We start from the raw sequence: 17,777 nt of genomic DNA on the forward strand, positions 1-17,777 counted from the left end.
GCAATGCCTGCCCATGGGGCCTTCCGGAGCGCGGCGTCTCTATATCACCCGTTTCAAACCACGCAAAGGAAAAATGACGGTTCCACGACCGTCTGCGGACCTTGTTTGGTTTTATACCGAAACCTTGTCAGTAAAGCGGCTCTTCATAGACGGATTTGCCATCCAAAAGCAGGCTTCTGATATGCGCCCCGCCATCGGCCGAGACGCGGGCGGCGATCGCAACGCGGTCGTGATTGCGCGCATCCTCGATATTGCGGCCATCGCCTTCAGGCACATAATAGCGCTCGATGCCGTATTTGACCGAGATCGCACCCAGCGGCGGCGTTGCACCGGGGATTGGGGCTGGCGTGTCCGAACTGCTGCCATTGGCCGGGGCTGCATCATTCTGCGGCGCAGGCGGATGGTATTCGTAGGCATAATAGTCGAAAGGCGCGCTTTTCAGCACGACAGTATCGGACTTCGGCTCAAGCGTGCCGAACGACGATTCGACGATGCCCCAATAGCCGTCGTCCTGTTTCTTCAGGCGGACGGACAGAACCTGGTTCTTCCGATCTTCCGTCGGCGCGCCACCGATCAGGGTCGATACCGGCACGCGCGAAATATCGTAATTCAGCGTCACGTAGTCGCCGCGCAGCAGATCGCGCGGATCGATCGGTGCGGTCTTCAACAGGACCTCGACGCCGCTCCTCAGGCCCCAGGCCCTTTCGCCAACCATATAGCCCAGGATGACCGTCTGCAGCGCTGCGACAATGATGGCAGCGATCCACATGCGGCGACTAAAATTGCGCGCAACGGAGCTGGTGTCGGCTGTCATCGTCATGCCTGCGCCCCCTGCCTATCACTATGGGGACCACCATGATGGGAGAGCCGCCGCTCCAGCCGTATGACCAGCCAGGCTGCGATCGCCACCAACACGCCGCAGATCAGGAAGAAACCAGACGTGCCGATGATCGAGCCGACCGTCTCGCCGGCGAGATAGAGGATTTCGCAAGCAAAGACGACATAGGCGAGATAGCGCACCGCGCCGTTGTCGCGGCCACTCAGAACAATCGCAGCGACCGCGCTTGCCAGCGTTGCCAGGGCAAGCACGATGAGGGGCAGCTTGTTTACAACCCATACATTATTCTCAAAAACCCCGTTGCTGATCTCTCCGTGGATTGCGAAGAGACCGATGGCAGCGATGAGGAAGGTATAGAAGGCCGGCGCGACACCGGCAGTCCGTGCGATCCGCATCAACGGCGAAACTGGGAGGCTGACGGCCAGGAAGGCAATCATGCCGGCAGTGGCGAGCAGGATAGCCGCATGCAGGCTTTCATATTGCGCGAATATCCATGTCAGCCAGCCGACAAGCATGAGATAGGCAAGATGGCGGGACCCGGGCGCATCGGTATATCGGACAAGCGCGATCAGCACGGCCGCCATGACCGGTGGCAACCAAGGCATGATGCCGTACCACTCGTCAGCGTGATCCCAGAGATAGAAGCCGCAAAAACCCCAGGCCAGAAAACCGGCAAGGGCGACCTGCGCGCTCGAGCGAAATAGTGCCGCGGCGACGCTGGCTACCGCGAACCAGACGACCATCATCGTCAACTCATCGCCGGACAGATTGTACATCTGGCCGATCAGCGACATGGCGCCGCCGAAACTCACCGTGCCCAGAATCAACAGGGCCGATGCGAGGATCGGGCGTGCGCGCGCAAATGAATAGGCGCCGCCGAGATAAAAGGCCCATATCAGCGCGATGAGCCCAACGAGCCGGACAATCCTTGGAATCTCGTCCCAGTTCGACGCAACGAAGAGCAGGATCGCGGCTCCGAGCAGAAGCGCCGCCATGACGGCAAGCACGCGACCAAGGCTGAAGCTTGCCGGGCGGCTGTCGTATTCGCTGAGAATCGCCGCCGCTGCCGGCGCGTCGACCAGCCCCTTGTCCACCCAGACCTTCAGATCACGCTCCAGCCGACCCCGGTACATCGCGCGCCCCTGACTGCGATTCCCCCATCCAAGAGTGTTTTATCACATATTGGGGGGCAATCGAGGTCGCTTATTTGGGCCTGAAATCAACCTGCGGCGCAAGCAAAGCCGCACCATATTAATGCAGGATTAAGTCTTCATTCGTTATAATAGCGTCCGCGGGCCGCGCGCCTTCCGAGGCATGCGCAGCCAACATACCTCCCATGAAATTATTGCGCTGCACAAAAATCAAAAGTCATACTATTGTCCAATCATCGAAGGACGGCAGTAGCGCGCCGCTTCGGCGAAAGCCGGAAAGAGCTTGAGGAAGGATTTCCTCATATAGAATTCGGAGCTGCACACTCCTCCTCCCAGTGCCGCTCCGATGGATTGACGACACTCCTCCTCCCAGTCGTCAATCATCACAAATGACGCCCACCGCATCTTCCTCCCGCGGTGGGCGTTATTTTTATCTCCCAATTAAATCGGTTAATTGTCTATGAATCAGCGGGCACGGGCTCCGCGATGCTTTTAAGCAGTCCCGTGCAGGGGAATAACGAAAAAATGCGGAGAGCAGGATTTCGCCCCGGCCGATGTTAACGGCCTCCCCTCCCACTACAGCGACAAGCTTGCGTGAATCTCCACCAACGATCGCGCGACAACTGGGCAATCGCTCGTGATTTGCGCGAGGATTCGCAGATTCGGGCATTTCTGAGCTGGAAACCCGCCCTCCCACTGCTGCGATGTGCACATAAAGCAGTCACCATCTTAGGCGATTCGCCGACGAGGATTGCATGATGCGCATAGGTGGCATGAAGCATTCGCTCTTTTAGTTCTTGCAGCGCAGCATATATTCATGACCATCAGATCGAGGACGGAACCAATCACGGAACCGACAAGATCTCCAAAGCCTCGAAAGGGATTTAAAATGAACCTGACTCGCTCTTTCAATAACTGGCGCAAGTATCGTCAGACCGTTACCGAACTCGGCCGCATGAGCACCCGCGAACTGCACGACCTCGGCATCGACCGTTCGGACATCCATCGCGTAGCTCGCGAAGCCACCGGCCGCTAATTACCGGATTGGCTTCGCCTGACAGCGATAGCCTTCACAACGCCCGTTGCGGACAACCGCGGCGGGCGTTCTTTTTTGCGCTTTGTTCGCGCCTGCAGCAATAACTGAGTTGCTTCAAACCATTCGCCCCGCGCACATCACATAAAATTTGGGCATTGGTGGCTTTTTAGGCGGCATATTGCACAAATGCATAGCAGACGCCTTTTATTTGCACTGCAAAATATGCGTCCTCACGACTATATGAGTGTCAAGCGCTGAGGCGGCAATCGTGCCGCTCGCAACTAGAATGACTGAGGACAAAACGATGAACCCGATTCGCATTGCTAAGAACTGGATCAGCTACCGCCGTACCCTGAACGAACTCGGCAACCTTTCCAGCCAGACCCTGTCGGATATCGGCGTTAGCCGCTACGAAATCCGCAACATCGCTTCCCGCTCTTTCCGTTAATACAACGGACCAAGTGGACTGCCTCAAGACGGCGCTCTTCGGCGCCGTTTTTGATTCGTGCGCCTGCCTAAAGCGATTGGATCGCCGGCCCGCCCGTGGTAATGACGCGCGCATGACAAATACCAGCTCCTTTTCTCCTATCCATGTAATCGGCGGCGGCCTTGCCGGCTCCGAAGCTGCTTGGCAGATTGCCAGCGCCGGGGTGCCCGTCATCCTGCATGAAATGCGCGGCGTGCGCGGCACCGAGGCGCACAAGACCGACGATCTGGCAGAACTCGTCTGCTCCAACTCCTTCCGCTCCGACGATGCGACCAGCAACGCCGTTGGCGTCATCCATGCGGAAATGCGCCTGGCCGGCTCGCTGATCATGGCTTCGGCCGATAAACATCAGGTTCCCGCAGGCGGCGCGCTCGCGGTGGATCGTGATGGATTTTCCACGGCAGTGACACAGGCGATCGAAACCCACCCGCTGATCACGGTCGTGCGCGAAGAGATGCAGGGATTGCCGCCGAAGGAATGGGACCAGGCCATCATCGCCACCGGTCCCTTGACCGCACCGGGGCTCGCCAGCGCCATCCAGGCAGAAACCGGCGCGGATGCACTTGCCTTTTTCGACGCCATTGCGCCGATCGTCTATCGCGACAGCATCAACATGGACATTTGCTGGTACCAATCCCGTTACGACAAGGTCGGCCCCGGCGGTACAGGCAAGGACTACATCAACTGCCCGATGGACGAAGCCCAATACAATGCCTTCGTCGATGCGCTGATCGCCGGCGATGCTGTCGGTTTCAAGGAATGGGAAGGCACGCCCTATTTCGACGGCTGCCTGCCGATCGAGGTGATGGCCGAGCGGGGGCGCGAGACGCTGCGCCACGGGCCGATGAAGCCGATGGGCTTGACCAATGCCCATAACCCGACCGTCAAAGCATATGCAGTCGTACAGCTACGCCAAGACAATGCGCTCGGCACGCTCTACAACATGGTCGGCTTTCAGACGAAGTTGAAATATGGCGCGCAGGCCGAGATTTTCAGGCTGATCCCGGGCCTGGAGAATGCCGAATTCGCACGGCTCGGCGGCCTTCACCGTAACACCTATATCAATTCGCCGACCCTGCTCGACCGCTCGTTGATGCTGAAATCGCGGCCGGGCCTGCGTTTTGCCGGCCAGATTACCGGCTGTGAAGGCTATGTCGAAAGCGCTGGCATCGGCCTGCTCGCCGGCCGTTTTGCCGCTGCCGAACGCAGGGGCTCGTCGCCGTCCCTGCCGCCGGACACGACAGCGCTGGGGTCGCTGCTCAACCACATTACCGGTGGCCATATCGTTTCCGATGAAGAGCCGGGCAAACGCTCCTTCCAGCCGATGAACATCAATTTCGGGCTGTTTCCGGAATTGGAACCGGGTTCGATCGTCAAGCCGGAGGGCGTCAAGCGCTTCCGTGGCAAGGACAAAACGATCATGAAACGGCAACTCATCGCCAAGCGAGCGCTTGCGGATTGCGCAGGGTGGCTTGGCGTTCGGGCGCCCGCCGTCGCCGAAAGCGCTTGAGCCTCTCTCAGGCCTTTGCCGCTGGCTTGGTTGCCGATGGCTTGGAATCATCGCTCGCAACATAATTGCCGAGCAGCCAGAGCGAGACCTCGGCGGCTTCCGCAGGCGTGGCGAATTCGAACGTGCCGTTGTGATGCGGAGCGTCAAGGAAATCGATGGTCAGACCGCGACCGGTCCCTGAATCCTTGGCGCGCGCCCTGCCCGGCTCGATCAGATGAACGGCAAAGTGATTGCGCAGGCTGCGCATAAAGCCGGCCTTATCATCATGCAAGCGCACAAAGACGGCCTGGCCGTTGGCCGTTGTCTGCAACTGCCGAATCGCCTCTGTCGGAAAAGCGCGGCCGAACTCGAGAATGGCAAGTCCGGTATCGTGCAAACCATCTTCCTTGTTCTGCGACGCCATGCGCGTTGCGAAGAAGGCAAAGAAAACGACGATCGCAAAGAGTATGCACCAGACGATGATGCCCATAGCGGCTCTCCTGGGATGCGAGCAAATGGTTCGGCGATCTCTATAAGCCCTGAGACTTGCGCGAACGTGGTCGATTTCAGATTTTCTTGGCCATGGTGGCTAGCGCCATTCGCATCTGCCGGCGCCATTGCGGCTGCTGGAAAGATCGATCGAACAAGTTGGCGCCCAGGACCTGCGCACGTTTCAGCACAGGCTCCGCCAAGACGACCGGCAGGAAAGCCGGAAACACCGTTGGCGAGATATTGCCGGCAGCCCTGGCCTTCGCCAGGTGTTCGCGCCCGAGGCCGGCGAACGCCTCGATGGAAGCAGAAATCCGCGCCGTATCCTTGCCCTCAAGGAAGCTATCGCGATCGAGGCCTGTCGCCGTCAGAATTTCCAGCGGCAAATAGAGCTGACCACGGCTGCGGTGCAGCGGCATGAGCAACAGCAGCCCAGCAATCGCCTGCGCTACGCCGGCATGGCCGGCGGCCTCGGCCGAGCGACGGGCATCCTCCGGCGATTGCACAAGGCTCGCAAGCTGGATCAGCGCCGACGCGGTCTCGCCGGCATAACCTTCCAGCGTGCCGCGCGTTTCCATAGGATCGTCATAGAGATCGAAGATACGTGCGTCGATCATATCGATCAGCGTTTGACGCGGCAGGCGATGCAGCTCGATCGCGGCAAGAAGTTCGGCGGCGATGGGGTTGGCCGCACTCGATCCATGCGCCTGCCCTTCGAGCAGATCGCGCCAATATTGCATGCGCACTTCGCCCGGCAACGGCTCGTGGACGAGATCGCGAATGCGCGCCAGCTCCGCGTTGAAGGCGTAGAGTGCGGCAAGTGCGCCGCGTTTATCCTCCGGCGCCAGCAGGCAGGCGAGATAGCGATCACGATCGGTGTCGCGAAGCGTCGCCAGGCAAAGATCCTGGTTGCTACGGGGCGCAGCTGCTGTCGTCATGCCCTTGCCTGATCCCTCGTCAAACGGCGATCAGTGCCGCGGCCACGGCGCGCGACTCGGACAGCATGATATTGAACGTGCGAACAGCCGCCCCCGTGCTCATCGGATCGGAAGAAATCTGCTTGGCGCGCAGCGCCGCTTTCAGTTCCGAGGGTAACGGCCGCAGTTCCAGGCCTGTGCCGACCAGCAGCACTTCGATCTCAGCAGCTTCATCGAGCACCTTCTGGAAATGCGCCGGCGTCAGCGCGTCCTCCAGCGTCATATCCCAACCGTAGATGCCGGAGGGTAGGCAGAGCAGCGAGCCGCGATGCGACATGTCGGCAAAGCGAAAGCCGCCGTTGCCGTAAGCGTCGATTGGTGCGCGGCCGGGAAAATGCGCGTTCCGGATTTCTATGCCTTTTGCCACTCTGTCACACCGCTGGTTTGCCTGATTGCACGTCGCCCCCTGCCTGTCCCTTATTTTCGTCGCCGGCCTGGAATTTATCCGGGCGCAGCTTGAAGACGATCAGGACCGGTGCCGCGATATAGATCGACGAAAACGTGCCGACCGCGACGCCGAAGAGCAAGACGAAGGTGAAGGAGCGGATCACCTCGCCGCCGAATATATAGAGCGCGAGCAGCGCCAGCAACGTCGTCGCCGAGGTCAAAACCGTGCGTGATAGCGTCTGATTGATCGAAGCATCGATCAGAATCGGCAATGGCATCTGCGAATAGCGCTTCAGATTCTCACGCATGCGGTCATAGACGACGACCGTATCGTTCAGCGAATAGCCGACGATGGTCAAAAGTGCGGCAATACCCGTCATATTGAATTCCATGCCGGTCAGCACGAAAAGGCCAAGCGTCAGGATGACGTCATGCAGCGTCGCCACGATGGCGCCGACGGCAAACTGCCATTCGAAACGCAGCCAGATATAAATGAGGATCGCTGCCAGAGCCGCCAGAACGGCGAGCGAAGCCGTTGTGCTGATCTCGCCGGAGACGGCAGGGCCGACGACCTCGACACGGGAGAAATCGTAATCCCTGCCCAGCTCGTCGCGCACGAGGGTCACGGCGGATTGTTCGGCATTCTCGCCGCCTTGCTGCGCATGCACCCGGATCACAGCACTCAGCCGATCGTCCAGCCGCTCGACTTGCACATCGCCTGGAACGACGCTTTGCAGGCGTGATTGAATATTTGTCGGATCAGCAACGCCCTGCTTGGCGCGAACTTCGATGATCGAACCGCCAGTGAAATCGATACCGAGATGCATGCCGACCGCTGCAAAGGCAAGCAGGGTTGCCACCGATAACGCTGCCGACACCGTAAACGAATAACGCCGGATGCCCATGAAACGAATATTCGCGCCGTCGAAGATGCCGCTTCGCACACCGGCCAGCAGTACACGCGGTTTGCGATGCGAAATCCAGGCGTCAACGAGCGAACGCGTGACGAAGCAAGCGGTAAAGAAGGTGGTGAAAATACCAGCTATCAACGTCGCAGCAAACCCGCGAACCGCGCCGCTGCTAACATAGAAAAGGATGGCAGCAACGATGAGCAGCGTCAGATTCGCATCGGCAACGGTGGCAGCCGCCCTGTTGAAGCCGTGGCGCAGTGCATCGACGAGGAGATGTGTCTTTTTTTCCTCTTCCCGGACGCGCTCGTAGATCAAAACATTTGCGTCAAGCGCGATACCGATGATGAGGACGATAGCGGCAATCCCCGGCAGGGTCAGCGTAATGCCGAAAAGCCCCATGATTGCCAGAACCATGATGATATTGATGACAAGCGCGATCGTCGCGGCGACACCGAGCAGCCCATAGAAGCCGATCATCAGCGCGGCAACGAAAATTGCGGCGACAATGCAGGCAGTGATGCCGGAGCGCATCGTTTCATTGCCCAACCCCGGCTCGATGGTCCGCTCTTCGACCGTCGTCAGCGTCGCTGGCAGCGGGCCAGATTTCAGCATGATGGCCAAATCCTGCGCGCCCTGCGCGGTGAAATCGCCGGGGATATCAATATCGCCGGTGGTGATTGCGGTCTTCAATGCGGCCGCCGAAATGACCTGATCGTCAAGCACGACCACGACGTTCTTGCCGAGATTGGCCGCCGTCGCCTGTGCGAAACGGCTGGTCGATTCAGGCGTCAGTTTGACGGAGATATTGCCGTCATTGCTTTGGGTATTGGACACCGCCACGGCATCGGCAAAGTCGATATTCGAAAGGATGGGCTGCTTTTGGACGAGATAGCCAACGGGCGGGTCATCCTCAGAAAACAGCACCTCCGAACCGGCGGGCGGACGGCCGTTCATGGCGTCCTGCACTTGCATGGATTGATCGATCAGACGGAAGCTGAGCTGAGCGGGCTGGTTCAGAAGGTTCTTCAGGCGCTGTGGATCGGCAAGGCCCGGTATCTGGATGACGACCCGGTCCGCCCCCTGCCGACGGATCAGCGGCTCGCCCACCGCCAACTGAGCGATACGGTCGCGGATAACTTTGAGCGACCGTGTCATGGATGCGGAAACACGCTCATTGATGCCGGCGTCGCTGATATCGATCGTAAGAGCACCATTATCACCCTGCGAAAGAGCCGCTCCGGGCCTGCCGTTGGCACTGGTGATCGGCTTCAGGGCATTTATAGCAGCCTGTACCTGCGCGGGATCGTTGACACGGAGCTGGATCTTCTGGCCCGTGCCTGTCAGACCGGAATAGCCGATATTGACAGTGCGCAACCTGGCGCTGATGTCACCGACAAGGGTCTCCAGCCGATCCCTGACCACATCGCCGCGCTCGATCTTGAGCATGATATGCGAGCCGCCCTGAAGATCGAGCCCAAGCTCGACTTTCCGTTGCGCAAACCAGGCTGGAAAAGAGGAAAGCTGCTTATCGCTGAGTAGATTGGGCACGGCAAGGAGAACGCTCAAGAGAACGGCGAACCAGATCAGAACGGTCTTCCACCAGGAGACGTGCAGCATCGCTCTCTCGAGTTTTGGCATCTCACTGCGCCCCAACATCCGCCGAGGCACGTAAAGGCGCAGTAACACTTTGAATTTGCGCATAGTTCTTTTCGAAAGTCGATTCCGATTTTCAAAGCTGTGCGCTGGCGTGGCAAGCTGCTTCGACCCGCCCCCATCAAACCTTACGCTGCGTCAGCCTTGACCGGTTCGCCCTTGACACGGACTTCCGAGATAGCGCTGCGGACAACGCGGATGCGGACGCCTTCGGCGATTTCGACTTCCAGTTCCTTGTCGTCGACGACCTTGGTGACCTTGCCAACGATGCCGCCGCCGGTGACGATCTGGTCTCCGCGGCGGATATTCTTGAGGACTTCCTCACGCTTCTTCGCCTGGGCGCGCTGCGGGCGGATAAGAAGGAAATACCAAACCACCATCAGCGGCACAAACAGGATAATCATTTCAAAGCCGGAACCGCCGAAGACGCTTGCGGCTGAATCTGTCGCGCTCTGAGCATATGCGTTGGTGATAAACATCGAGAACTCCCTTGAACGCCTTGCGGGAACGGGCCCGCGTCAGGTGGCCGGAATATAGTTGCGATCATCGCGAATGCAACAAAAACAGCCGCCAACCGTACTGTTTTCCCGGCCTCTTAGCCTTTCGGCCGTAGATGGAGCATGGTACCCGGCAGCACAGGGAGCATTTTACTCCTTTCCCGACTAACGTTCTGGAGGAAAAACGGTGACCGAAGATCAAAATGCGCGGATCCTTGCGGAAGTCCGTCGTCTCGCCGACGCGCTCGAACGCCTCGCCGGCCCGGCGCCGGCCGTGAACGATTGGAATGCTGCCGATTGCTTCGTCTGGGTGCCGGCCCGGCTTTATATGCAGCCTGTCGCGCGGCCGAACCGCGTGGCGCTGGCTCTCATCCGCGGCGTCGACCATGTGCGCGACATTCTTCATGAGAACACGCTGCGCTTCGCCGAAGGTTTCGCCGCCAACAACGTGTTGCTGTGGGGCGCGCGCGGCATGGGCAAGTCATCGCTCGTCAAGGCCGTGCACGAGGATGTGCGCCGCGCCACCGGCGTCTCGCTGAAGCTGATCGAAGTGCATCGCGAGGATATCTCCTCATTGCCGGTGCTGCTCGATATCCTGAAGGCCGCGCCGCATCGTGTCATCGTATTCTGCGACGACCTTTCCTTCGATCACGACGATACCGCCTACAAGTCGCTAAAGGCGGCGCTGGATGGCGGTGTCGAAGGCCGGCCGGACAATGTGCTGTTCTACGCCACATCGAACCGTCGCCACTTATTGCCTCGTCATATGATGGAGAACGAGCAATCGACGGCGATCAATCCATCGGAAGCCGTGGAGGAAAAGGTGTCGCTCTCCGACCGCTTCGGCCTCTGGCTCGGCTTCCACAAGTGCAGCCAGGAAGATTATTTGCAGATGATCGACGGCTATGCCGATCATTTCAAGCTTCCCCTCGATCGTGGCCAGATGCATCACGAAGCGCTGGAATGGGCGACAACACGCGGCGCCCGTTCCGGGCGCGTGGCGTGGCAGTATATTCAGGATCTCGCCGGACGGCAGCGTATCGTGCTGGAGCGGGATTGATTGCCGCTCTAACCCCGAAACGACAAAAAGCCCGGTAGTGGCCGGGCTTTTTGCAGACTCCTTGAGACGCACTACCTATTCAAGGAACGTCATTGGGTTGACCGGGGCCGAATTCTTGCGGACTTCGAAGTGAAGCTGCGGCTGCTTGACATCGCCGCTCATGCCCGAGGTGGCGAGCGTCTGGCCGCGCTGGACCTTCTGGCCGCGGGCAACGCTGAGTGCATCCGCGTGGCCGTAGACCGTGACGGTGCCGTCGTCGTGACGGACGAGGACGGTGTTGCCTAGCTCCTTTAGACCGTTGCCAGCATAGATAACCACGCCGTTCTCAGCAGCCTTGATCGGCGTGCCTTCCGGAACCGAGATGTCGATACCGTCGTTGCGGCTGCCGTTGACGTTAGAACCGTAGCCGGCGATGACCGCGCCACGAACCGGCCAGCGATATTTGCCGATCCCCGTCGCTTCCGGTGCATCAGCCGACACGTCGGACTTGTCTTCGGCGTCGCTGACGGATTGCGTCGGCGCTGCGGCTGCGACCGCCTGCGGTTTGGCGGCATCGGGAGCCGGCGCAGCAGTTGCAGTCTTGGGCGCTGCCTTGGCCACTTGGTCAGCGGCAGCAGTCTTGGCCGCCGGCGCAGCCTTCGCGGTAGCAGCGGCTGTTTTTGCAGCAGGCTTTACGGTCGGCTCGGCGGCAGCCTGCTTCGGTTCCATGGCCGGCACGGCGACCGACTTTACGGCGGACTTTTGCGGCTCGATCGAGGCGGTCTTCACCGGATCAGGTCTGATCGGCTCGGCCTCAGCGACCGACCCATGCGGCACCTTCAGAGTCTGGCCGATGCGGATGCCGCCGCCCGACTGCATGTGATTGGCTTGCTTGAGCGCATCGACGCTGACACCGGTGTTCTTGGCGATCCTAGCGAGCGAGTCACCCGGCTTGACGACATAGGTCCCGTCGCCCTTTGGCAACGGACCCTTGCCGTTGCCGGCAGCGAGCTTGCCGGGATCGGCAAGGCCGGCCTGCGACTTGCCGCGCATCTGGCCGTTGGACGGCAGCACGACGGCATCCTGCTCGGGAGCCTTAGCCGGACCCGGCATCTTGCCGCCCTTGGAGAGGTCGGTCGCTTCCGAGGCCACCTTAGCCGGGCTCGGTGCGCCAGCGCCGTTCATGGTCGGGATGATGATCTGCTGACCTGGCTGAGCGCCGGCACTGTTCTTCAGGCCATTAGCGCGCAGGATTTCCTTTTCCGGAACGCCATAGCGGCGCGAGAGCAAGCTTATGTTTTCCCCGGGGCGCAGCGTGACGCTCGGCGCATTGACTGCCGTCCAGCCCGAAGAGGATGCCGCGGCGGGCGCCGTCTTGATTGTGCCGGTCGGCATCGCATCCGGAGCGAGAGCCGGCTCCGTGCGGGAAACCGCAGCTTTGCCACGCGATGCAGGGAACGGCTGGGCGAGCGCTTCATCTTCACCCCTGGAGGCAACATGCGAACGTACCGGCGCTGCGGAAGCCGTGGGAGCTGCAAGGTCGGAACGCTGGATCGCAACGGGCGCGGTCGATACGCGGGCGCTCGAATAGGATGGGTTATAACGGGCCGGAGAATTCGGATAGGGCCGCGCAACCGACGCGTTCTGCTGCGAATAATCCTGCTGCTGATAGCCACCGCCCTGGGCAACATCGGCACGCGGCACCGGATCGCCGTCCGGGCCTGTCAGGCCGCGGCGATTGATCGAACCGGTCGTCGTCTGATCCGGAGAGCCCGCAAAGAGCCCGCCGAAGCGCGTCGTGTCCGAACTACAAGCTGTCGCGGTGCTCGCCAGGAGAATGGCCACCAAGACTTTCCCTGCCGATTTACCGAAGTTTGACGAAAGACTGAAACCCATGACTCGACCCACTTGAGACGCAACCGTTTATGGGTCGATTAAAGCGCGTTAATCTTACCATGCGGTTAAAGCACTGGTGTCGCATGTGTTTTTTTGAGGAATTGCTAACCATAGAAGATGAATCCCCGCACTTGCGGGATACTTCAGGGGATTTCAATCTAAATTAGGCCTCAAAGATAAGAGGCGAGCATCGGCACGATCGGCTGATAGGGAACATCGAAAAGTTCCTCGCGCTCGAAGCGGCTGCCGGTCTTGGTGAGGCGCACCATGCGGCAAATAGTGTCTGAAAGCATCAGGGGCGCAATCATCGATCCGCCGGAAACCAGTTGCTCGGCATAGAAGCGCGGCATGGCGGTGAAGGCCGACGTCACCAGGATGCGATCGAAAGTGCCCTCGCCCGGCAACCCGACGCTGCCGTCAGCCTGGCGAATGATGACGTTGCGCAGTCCCAACGTGTCCATGCGCTGCTGCGCTGCCGTCGTCAGCGTCTTGTAGCGATCGACCGTCAGCACCCGCTCGACAATGCGACCCATGACGGCGGCAGTGAATCCACTGCCCGTCCCGACTTCGAGAACGCGATGGCCCGGCTTGATCTTCAGGCTGTGCAGGACGCGGACAACGAGGTCGATGCCTTCCATGAAAGCACCGCATTCGATCGGGATCGTTCGGCTGGAATAGGCGTCATCGACAAATTGTGGCGGCACGAAGGGAAGGCGCGGCGTCTGTTCGACGGCCGTCATCAGATCGATGTCCAATATGCCCTCGGCCCGCAGCCGCAGCACGACGGCCGCAAAGCCTTCCTTCTCGACCAAACGAGGTGTCAATCCGCTACTCCATACCCGAGCGCCCGCGCCACGCGGTCTTGCGCCGAATAATCTGTCAAATCGAGTTTCAAAGGAGTTACCGAAATACGATTTTGTTTCAGTGCATGGATATCGGTGCCCGGGCGAAAGACGCCGCTGCGTTCGCCGAAGCGCAACCAGTAATAAGGAAATCCGCGGCCATCGGCCCTTTCCTCGACTTGCAAATTGAAGGCGAGATTGCCCTGCGCCGTAACTTCAATCCCGGAAACTTCATCCGGGAGACAGTTCGGGAAGTTCAGGTTGAGAAAGGTGCTGTCGGGCAGATCGACATCGATGAGCTTGCCGAGAAGCGCGGGCGCATGCGTCTCCACCACCTCCCAGGGCACGACGCGCGTCCCATTCTCATGCACATAAGCCTGGCTCAACGCAAAGGAGCGCACGCCCTGCAGCGTACCTTCGATCGCGCCGGCGATCGTTCCCGAATAGGTGACATCGTCGGCGACGTTGGAGCCGGAATTGACGCCCGAGAGCACCAGGTCCGGCTTGATGTCCATGACCTGGCGGATACCCATGATGACGCAATCTGTCGGCGTGCCGCGCAGCGCATAGTGCTTGTCGGAGACTTTGCGCAAGCGCAACGGTTCGGAAAGGCTCAGCGAATGGGCAAGACCGCTTTGGTCCGTTTCCGGAGCTACGACCCAGACATCATCAGACATGGTGCGAGCGATACGCTCCAGTACGGCCAGTCCTTCGGCATGAATGCCGTCGTCATTGGTCAGAAGTATCCGCATTGCCCGACGCCCCGTTCACATCGGCCCGGTTCAGGCCGCCCGCTCGATCCTCTTCACACCACCCATATATGGCAGCAGTACGTCCGGAACAGTGACCGAACCGTCCTCGTTCAGATAATTCTCGACAACGGCGATCAAGCAGCGCCCGACCGCGGTGCCCGAGCCGTTCAGCGTGTGGACGAATTTCGTGCCCTTGTCGTCCTTGCCACGGTAGCGCGCGTTCATCCGCCGTGCCTGGAAATCGCCGCAGACCGAGCAGGAGGAGATTTCGCGATAGGTATCCTGCCCCGGCAGCCAGACTTCGAGATCGTAGGTCTTGCGGGCGCCGAAGCCCATGTCGCCGGTCGACAGCGTCATGACGCGATAATGCAGACCAAGACGCTTCAGCACTTCCTCGGCGCAGGCGGTCATGCGCTCGTGCTCGGCAATCGAGCTTTCGGCGTCTGTGATGGAAACAAGTTCGCATTTCCAGAACTGGTGCTGCCGCAGCATGCCGCGCGTATCGCGCCCGGCCGAACCCGCTTCCGACCGGAAAGACGGCGTCAGCGCGGTAAAGCGCAGCGGCAACTTCTCCTGATCGAGAATCTCGCCAGAGACGAGGTTGGTCAGCGTCACTTCGGCGGTCGGGATCAACCAGCGGCCATCCGTGGTCCGGAAGAGGTCCTCGGCGAATTTCGGCAATTGGCCGGTGCCAAACATAGCCTCATCGCGCACCATCAGCGGAGAGCTGACTTCGGTATAGCCATGCTCGCCGGTATGCAAATCCAGCATGAACTGACCGAGCGCCCGTTCCAGCCGCGCAAGCTGCGAGGTCAGCACGGTGAAACGCGAGCCGGAGAGCTTGGCGGCACGCTCGAAATCCATGTAGCCGAGCGCTTCGCCGATCTCGAAGTGCTCCTTCGGCTTATGGTTCCAGGTCGGCTTGGCGCCCCAGATAAGTTTGACGACGTTATCGTGTTCATCTTCACCGACCGGCACATCATCGAGCGGAATATTGGGAATGCGCGACAGAGCGTCGTTGAGCTCGGCCGTCAGCACGCGCTCTTCTTCTTCCGCTGAAGGCAGCGACGTCTTGATCTCGGCGACTTCGGCCTTCAGCTTCTCGGCAAGCTCGGTGTTCTTCTGCGCCATGGCCGCGCCGATTTCCTTCGAAGCGGCGTTGCGGCGAGACTGCATATCCTGGACGGATTGGATGACGGAGCGGCGCTTCTCATCGAGCGCAATTAGGCTTTGCGACAAAGGCTCGGCACCGCGCTTGGCAAGCGCTGCATCCAAAGCCTCGGCATTCTCACGAATCCATCTGATATCAAGCATCGTCGTTCCAGGTCGTTGCACATGAGCGTAGCTCCGACCGAGATTTCGGTCGGAGATCGAACCAGCAAAACCCTATGAAAAGACGATCCGGATCTGACGCTTAGACACTATCCGTCTTGGCGACATCAGACGTCTCGTCACTCTCCTCGAGCACTTGCCGGGCACGCTGGCGTTCCACGAGTCGCGCCGCGTAGATGGAAATCTCGTAGAGAAGGATCGTCGGCAGTGCAAGGCCGATCTGAGACATCGGATCCGGCGGTGTAAGCACCGCGGCGACGATGAAGGCGAACACGATTGCGAACTTACGCTTTTCCGCCAGCCACTGCGAGGTCAGCAGGCCGACGCGGGCAAGCAACGTGGTGATGACTGGCAGCTGGAAGACGAGGCCGAAGGAAAAGACCAGCGTCATGATCAGGCTCAGATATTCCGAGACCTTCGGCAGCAGCGCGATACCCACCTGGCCGTCAGCCGGCGCCTGCTGCATCTTCAGGAAGAACCACATGACCATGGGGCAGAAGAAGAAATAGACAAGCGCCGCGCCCATCAAGAACAGGACCGGTGACGCGATCAGGAACGGCAGGAAGGCGGCACGCTCGTTCTTATAGAGGCCGGGCGCAACGAATTTGTAGATCTGAGCGGCAATAATCGGGAAGGCGATGACCAGCGCGCCGAACATTGCGACCTTCACCTGCGTGAAGAAAAACTCCTGCGGCGCAGTGTAAATCAGCTCGGCTTTGGCGAGATCGAGATGGGCCCAGACGACAGCCCATTTGTAAGGGTAGACTAGGTAGTTGAAGAGATGCTTCGCAACGGCGAAGCAGCCGACGAAGGCAATGAAAAACGCCACCAGCGACCAGATCAGCCGGGTGCGTAATTCCATGAGGTGTTCGATAAGCGGCTGTGGCTTATCGTCAATATCACCCGTCATGCCTGGTCCTTCTTCTTAGGCGTTGTTTTGTTCGCCGCTGGGCGCTTCTTTGGAGCGGCGGCGGGAACATCTGTGGCGGCAGCTGAAACCTTGCGCGGCGCGCGCTTCGGCTTTTCCGCAACAACGGATGTGTCGACTACCGCTGCGACAACCTCGTCCGTCTTGGCCGGCACTTTAGCCCGCGGTTTGCGGACCGCTTTCGGCTTAGGCGACGTCTCCTCGGCAACGACGGCCGGTTGCGGTGTCATCAACGGCGCAGGCGAAACCACCGGTGTTGCCTCGCTCGCCGCAAGAACGATCGGAGGCGTTTCCGGCAATCCCATGGACGGCTCGGAAACCGGCTCTGCTGGTGTCGATGTCGAAACAGCAGGCTTATCCACTGTTGTCGAACGCTGCAGGTCAGCCTTGATCTCGTTGCCCATCTGCCGCAACGGATTCATTGCCTCTCGCAATGAATTGACCGGATTGAGTTTCTGCGCATCGGAGATCGTCTGGCGCACATCATCCAGCTCGGCCTCACGCATAGCCTCATCAAATTGCGCGCGGAAGTCGCCCGCCACTTTTCGGGCCCGCGCCGTCATTTTACCGATCGTCCGCAACGTCGCCGGCAATTCCTTAGGGCCAATGACCACAAGCGCCACGACCGCGATAATCAGCAGCTCAGACCAGCCTACGTCGAACATGAAAAGGCTCCTGGGCCGACAGCGAGCGTATCAGCTCCTGACGGACCCGACATGATTATTTCGATTCGTCGGCCTTGTGTTCAACCGTCCGCGACGTTGTCGTCGGGGACGGCGGCGTCTCCTCGTCGTCGTTCATGCCTTTCTTGAAGCTCTTGATGCCCTTGGCAACATCACCCATCAGCTCCGGGATCTTTCCACGGCCGAACAACAAAAGCGCGATGGCCAGGACGATCAGCCAGTGCCATATGCTTAGAGAACCCATTGCGATAACTCCCAATTTCAACGTCTTCCCGATGTAAGACGTTTGCGGATGTTTTTCAAACACCAAAATGTACTGCATCGGCGCAGATGGGGATAGCGAGCGCCAAAGCCGCGGCCGAACATCTCCAACCCTGGAGAATGATTTCC

General features: G+C 59.7%; 18 protein-coding genes. 4 read left to right on the plus strand and 14 right to left on the minus strand.

The annotated features are described in order from the left end of the window. Nucleotides 1-127: 127 nt before the first annotated feature. Together FHT86_RS07950 and FHT86_RS07955 are read right to left on the minus strand one after the other, a co-directional pair. Nucleotides 128-820 carry a GDYXXLXY domain-containing protein gene (locus tag FHT86_RS07950; protein WP_133706302.1) on the minus strand — a complete coding sequence of 231 codons (693 nt, stop codon included), beginning with the start codon at nucleotides 818-820 and terminating at the stop codon, nucleotides 128-130. Next, the gene (locus tag FHT86_RS07955) at nucleotides 817-1,971 is read right to left on the minus strand and encodes a DUF2157 domain-containing protein (protein WP_133706303.1); all 1,155 of its coding nucleotides are present in this window, start codon (nucleotides 1,969-1,971) and stop codon (nucleotides 817-819) included. The genes FHT86_RS07950 and FHT86_RS07955 overlap by 4 nt, the downstream gene beginning before the upstream one ends. A 907-nt stretch (nucleotides 1,972-2,878) precedes the next feature. Between FHT86_RS07955 and FHT86_RS07960 the strand changes: the two genes are divergently transcribed. The 3 genes from FHT86_RS07960 to trmFO all read left to right on the plus strand — a co-directional run bounded on the left by FHT86_RS07960 (nucleotide 2,879) and on the right by trmFO (nucleotide 5,022). Next, entirely contained in the window at nucleotides 2,879-3,025 is a 147-nt protein-coding gene (locus FHT86_RS07960; RefSeq protein ID WP_007690983.1) for a DUF1127 domain-containing protein, read from the plus strand. 304 nt (nucleotides 3,026-3,329) lie between these two features. Beyond that, the gene (locus FHT86_RS07965; RefSeq protein WP_007690982.1) at nucleotides 3,330-3,473 is read left to right on the plus strand and encodes a DUF1127 domain-containing protein; all 144 of its coding nucleotides are present in this window, start codon (nucleotides 3,330-3,332) and stop codon (nucleotides 3,471-3,473) included. Between the two features lie 112 nt (nucleotides 3,474-3,585). Next, nucleotides 3,586-5,022, plus strand: a complete 1,437-nt coding sequence (gene trmFO / locus FHT86_RS07970) for a methylenetetrahydrofolate--tRNA-(uracil(54)-C(5))-methyltransferase (FADH(2)-oxidizing) TrmFO (RefSeq protein WP_133706304.1) — start codon at nucleotides 3,586-3,588, stop codon at nucleotides 5,020-5,022. A gap of 7 nt (nucleotides 5,023-5,029) precedes the next feature. On the opposite strand, the gene FHT86_RS07975 is transcribed toward trmFO, so the two are convergent. The 5 genes from FHT86_RS07975 to yajC form a co-directional block, all read right to left on the minus strand. Beyond that, complete coding sequence (locus FHT86_RS07975) at nucleotides 5,030-5,491, minus strand: hypothetical protein (protein ID WP_133706305.1); 462 nt, start codon at nucleotides 5,489-5,491, stop codon at nucleotides 5,030-5,032. Between the two features lie 76 nt (nucleotides 5,492-5,567). After that, nucleotides 5,568-6,428 (minus strand): phytoene/squalene synthase family protein, encoded by an 861-nt coding sequence (locus tag FHT86_RS07980; protein WP_133706306.1) that lies wholly within the window; start codon nucleotides 6,426-6,428, stop codon nucleotides 5,568-5,570. 19 nt (nucleotides 6,429-6,447) lie between these two features. Further along, nucleotides 6,448-6,834 carry an Mth938-like domain-containing protein gene (locus FHT86_RS07985; RefSeq protein WP_133706307.1) on the minus strand — a complete coding sequence of 129 codons (387 nt, stop codon included), beginning with the start codon at nucleotides 6,832-6,834 and terminating at the stop codon, nucleotides 6,448-6,450. 4 nt (nucleotides 6,835-6,838) lie between these two features. Further along, on the minus strand, nucleotides 6,839-9,382 hold the full coding sequence (gene secDF, locus FHT86_RS07990) for a protein translocase subunit SecDF (RefSeq protein WP_133707111.1): 2,544 nt from the start codon (nucleotides 9,380-9,382) through the stop codon (nucleotides 6,839-6,841). A gap of 164 nt (nucleotides 9,383-9,546) precedes the next feature. Then, on the minus strand, nucleotides 9,547-9,897 hold the full coding sequence (yajC, locus tag FHT86_RS07995) for a preprotein translocase subunit YajC (RefSeq protein WP_133706308.1): 351 nt from the start codon (nucleotides 9,895-9,897) through the stop codon (nucleotides 9,547-9,549). Nucleotides 9,898-10,102: 205 nt separating this feature from the next. Here yajC and FHT86_RS08000 point away from each other — a divergent pair, with 205 nt between their 5' ends. Continuing rightward, on the plus strand, nucleotides 10,103-10,975 hold the full coding sequence (locus tag FHT86_RS08000) for an ATP-binding protein (protein ID WP_133706309.1): 873 nt from the start codon (nucleotides 10,103-10,105) through the stop codon (nucleotides 10,973-10,975). A 75-nt stretch (nucleotides 10,976-11,050) separates the two neighbouring features. On the opposite strand, the gene FHT86_RS08005 is transcribed toward FHT86_RS08000, so the two are convergent. From FHT86_RS08005 to FHT86_RS08035, 7 genes are all read right to left on the minus strand, one after another. Further along, on the minus strand, nucleotides 11,051-12,850 hold the full coding sequence (locus tag FHT86_RS08005; protein WP_133706310.1) for a peptidoglycan DD-metalloendopeptidase family protein: 1,800 nt from the start codon (nucleotides 12,848-12,850) through the stop codon (nucleotides 11,051-11,053). 170 nt (nucleotides 12,851-13,020) lie between these two features. Then, the gene (locus FHT86_RS08010) at nucleotides 13,021-13,674 is read right to left on the minus strand and encodes a protein-L-isoaspartate(D-aspartate) O-methyltransferase (protein ID WP_133706311.1); all 654 of its coding nucleotides are present in this window, start codon (nucleotides 13,672-13,674) and stop codon (nucleotides 13,021-13,023) included. Further along, nucleotides 13,671-14,444, minus strand: coding sequence for a 5'/3'-nucleotidase SurE (gene surE, locus FHT86_RS08015; protein ID WP_133706312.1), 774 nt, complete (start codon nucleotides 14,442-14,444; stop codon nucleotides 13,671-13,673). The genes FHT86_RS08010 and surE overlap by 4 nt, the downstream gene beginning before the upstream one ends. Nucleotides 14,445-14,474: 30 nt before the next feature. Continuing rightward, nucleotides 14,475-15,758, minus strand: a complete 1,284-nt coding sequence (gene serS / locus FHT86_RS08020; protein WP_133706313.1) for a serine--tRNA ligase — start codon at nucleotides 15,756-15,758, stop codon at nucleotides 14,475-14,477. A 100-nt stretch (nucleotides 15,759-15,858) separates the two neighbouring features. Further along, nucleotides 15,859-16,686 (minus strand): twin-arginine translocase subunit TatC, encoded by an 828-nt coding sequence (gene tatC / locus FHT86_RS08025; RefSeq protein ID WP_133706314.1) that lies wholly within the window; start codon nucleotides 16,684-16,686, stop codon nucleotides 15,859-15,861. Continuing rightward, nucleotides 16,683-17,369: a Sec-independent protein translocase protein TatB gene (gene tatB, locus FHT86_RS08030; protein WP_133706315.1), complete on the minus strand. Its 687-nt coding sequence runs from the start codon at nucleotides 17,367-17,369 to the stop codon at nucleotides 16,683-16,685. The genes tatC and tatB overlap by 4 nt, the downstream gene beginning before the upstream one ends. Nucleotides 17,370-17,424: 55 nt before the next feature. Next, nucleotides 17,425-17,631, minus strand: a complete 207-nt coding sequence (locus FHT86_RS08035) for a twin-arginine translocase TatA/TatE family subunit (RefSeq protein ID WP_133706316.1) — start codon at nucleotides 17,629-17,631, stop codon at nucleotides 17,425-17,427. Between the last annotated feature and the right edge of the window lie 146 nt (nucleotides 17,632-17,777).

It is taken from the genome of Rhizobium sp. BK313 (assembly GCF_014193655.1).
Classification (GTDB): domain Bacteria; phylum Pseudomonadota; class Alphaproteobacteria; order Rhizobiales; family Rhizobiaceae; genus Rhizobium.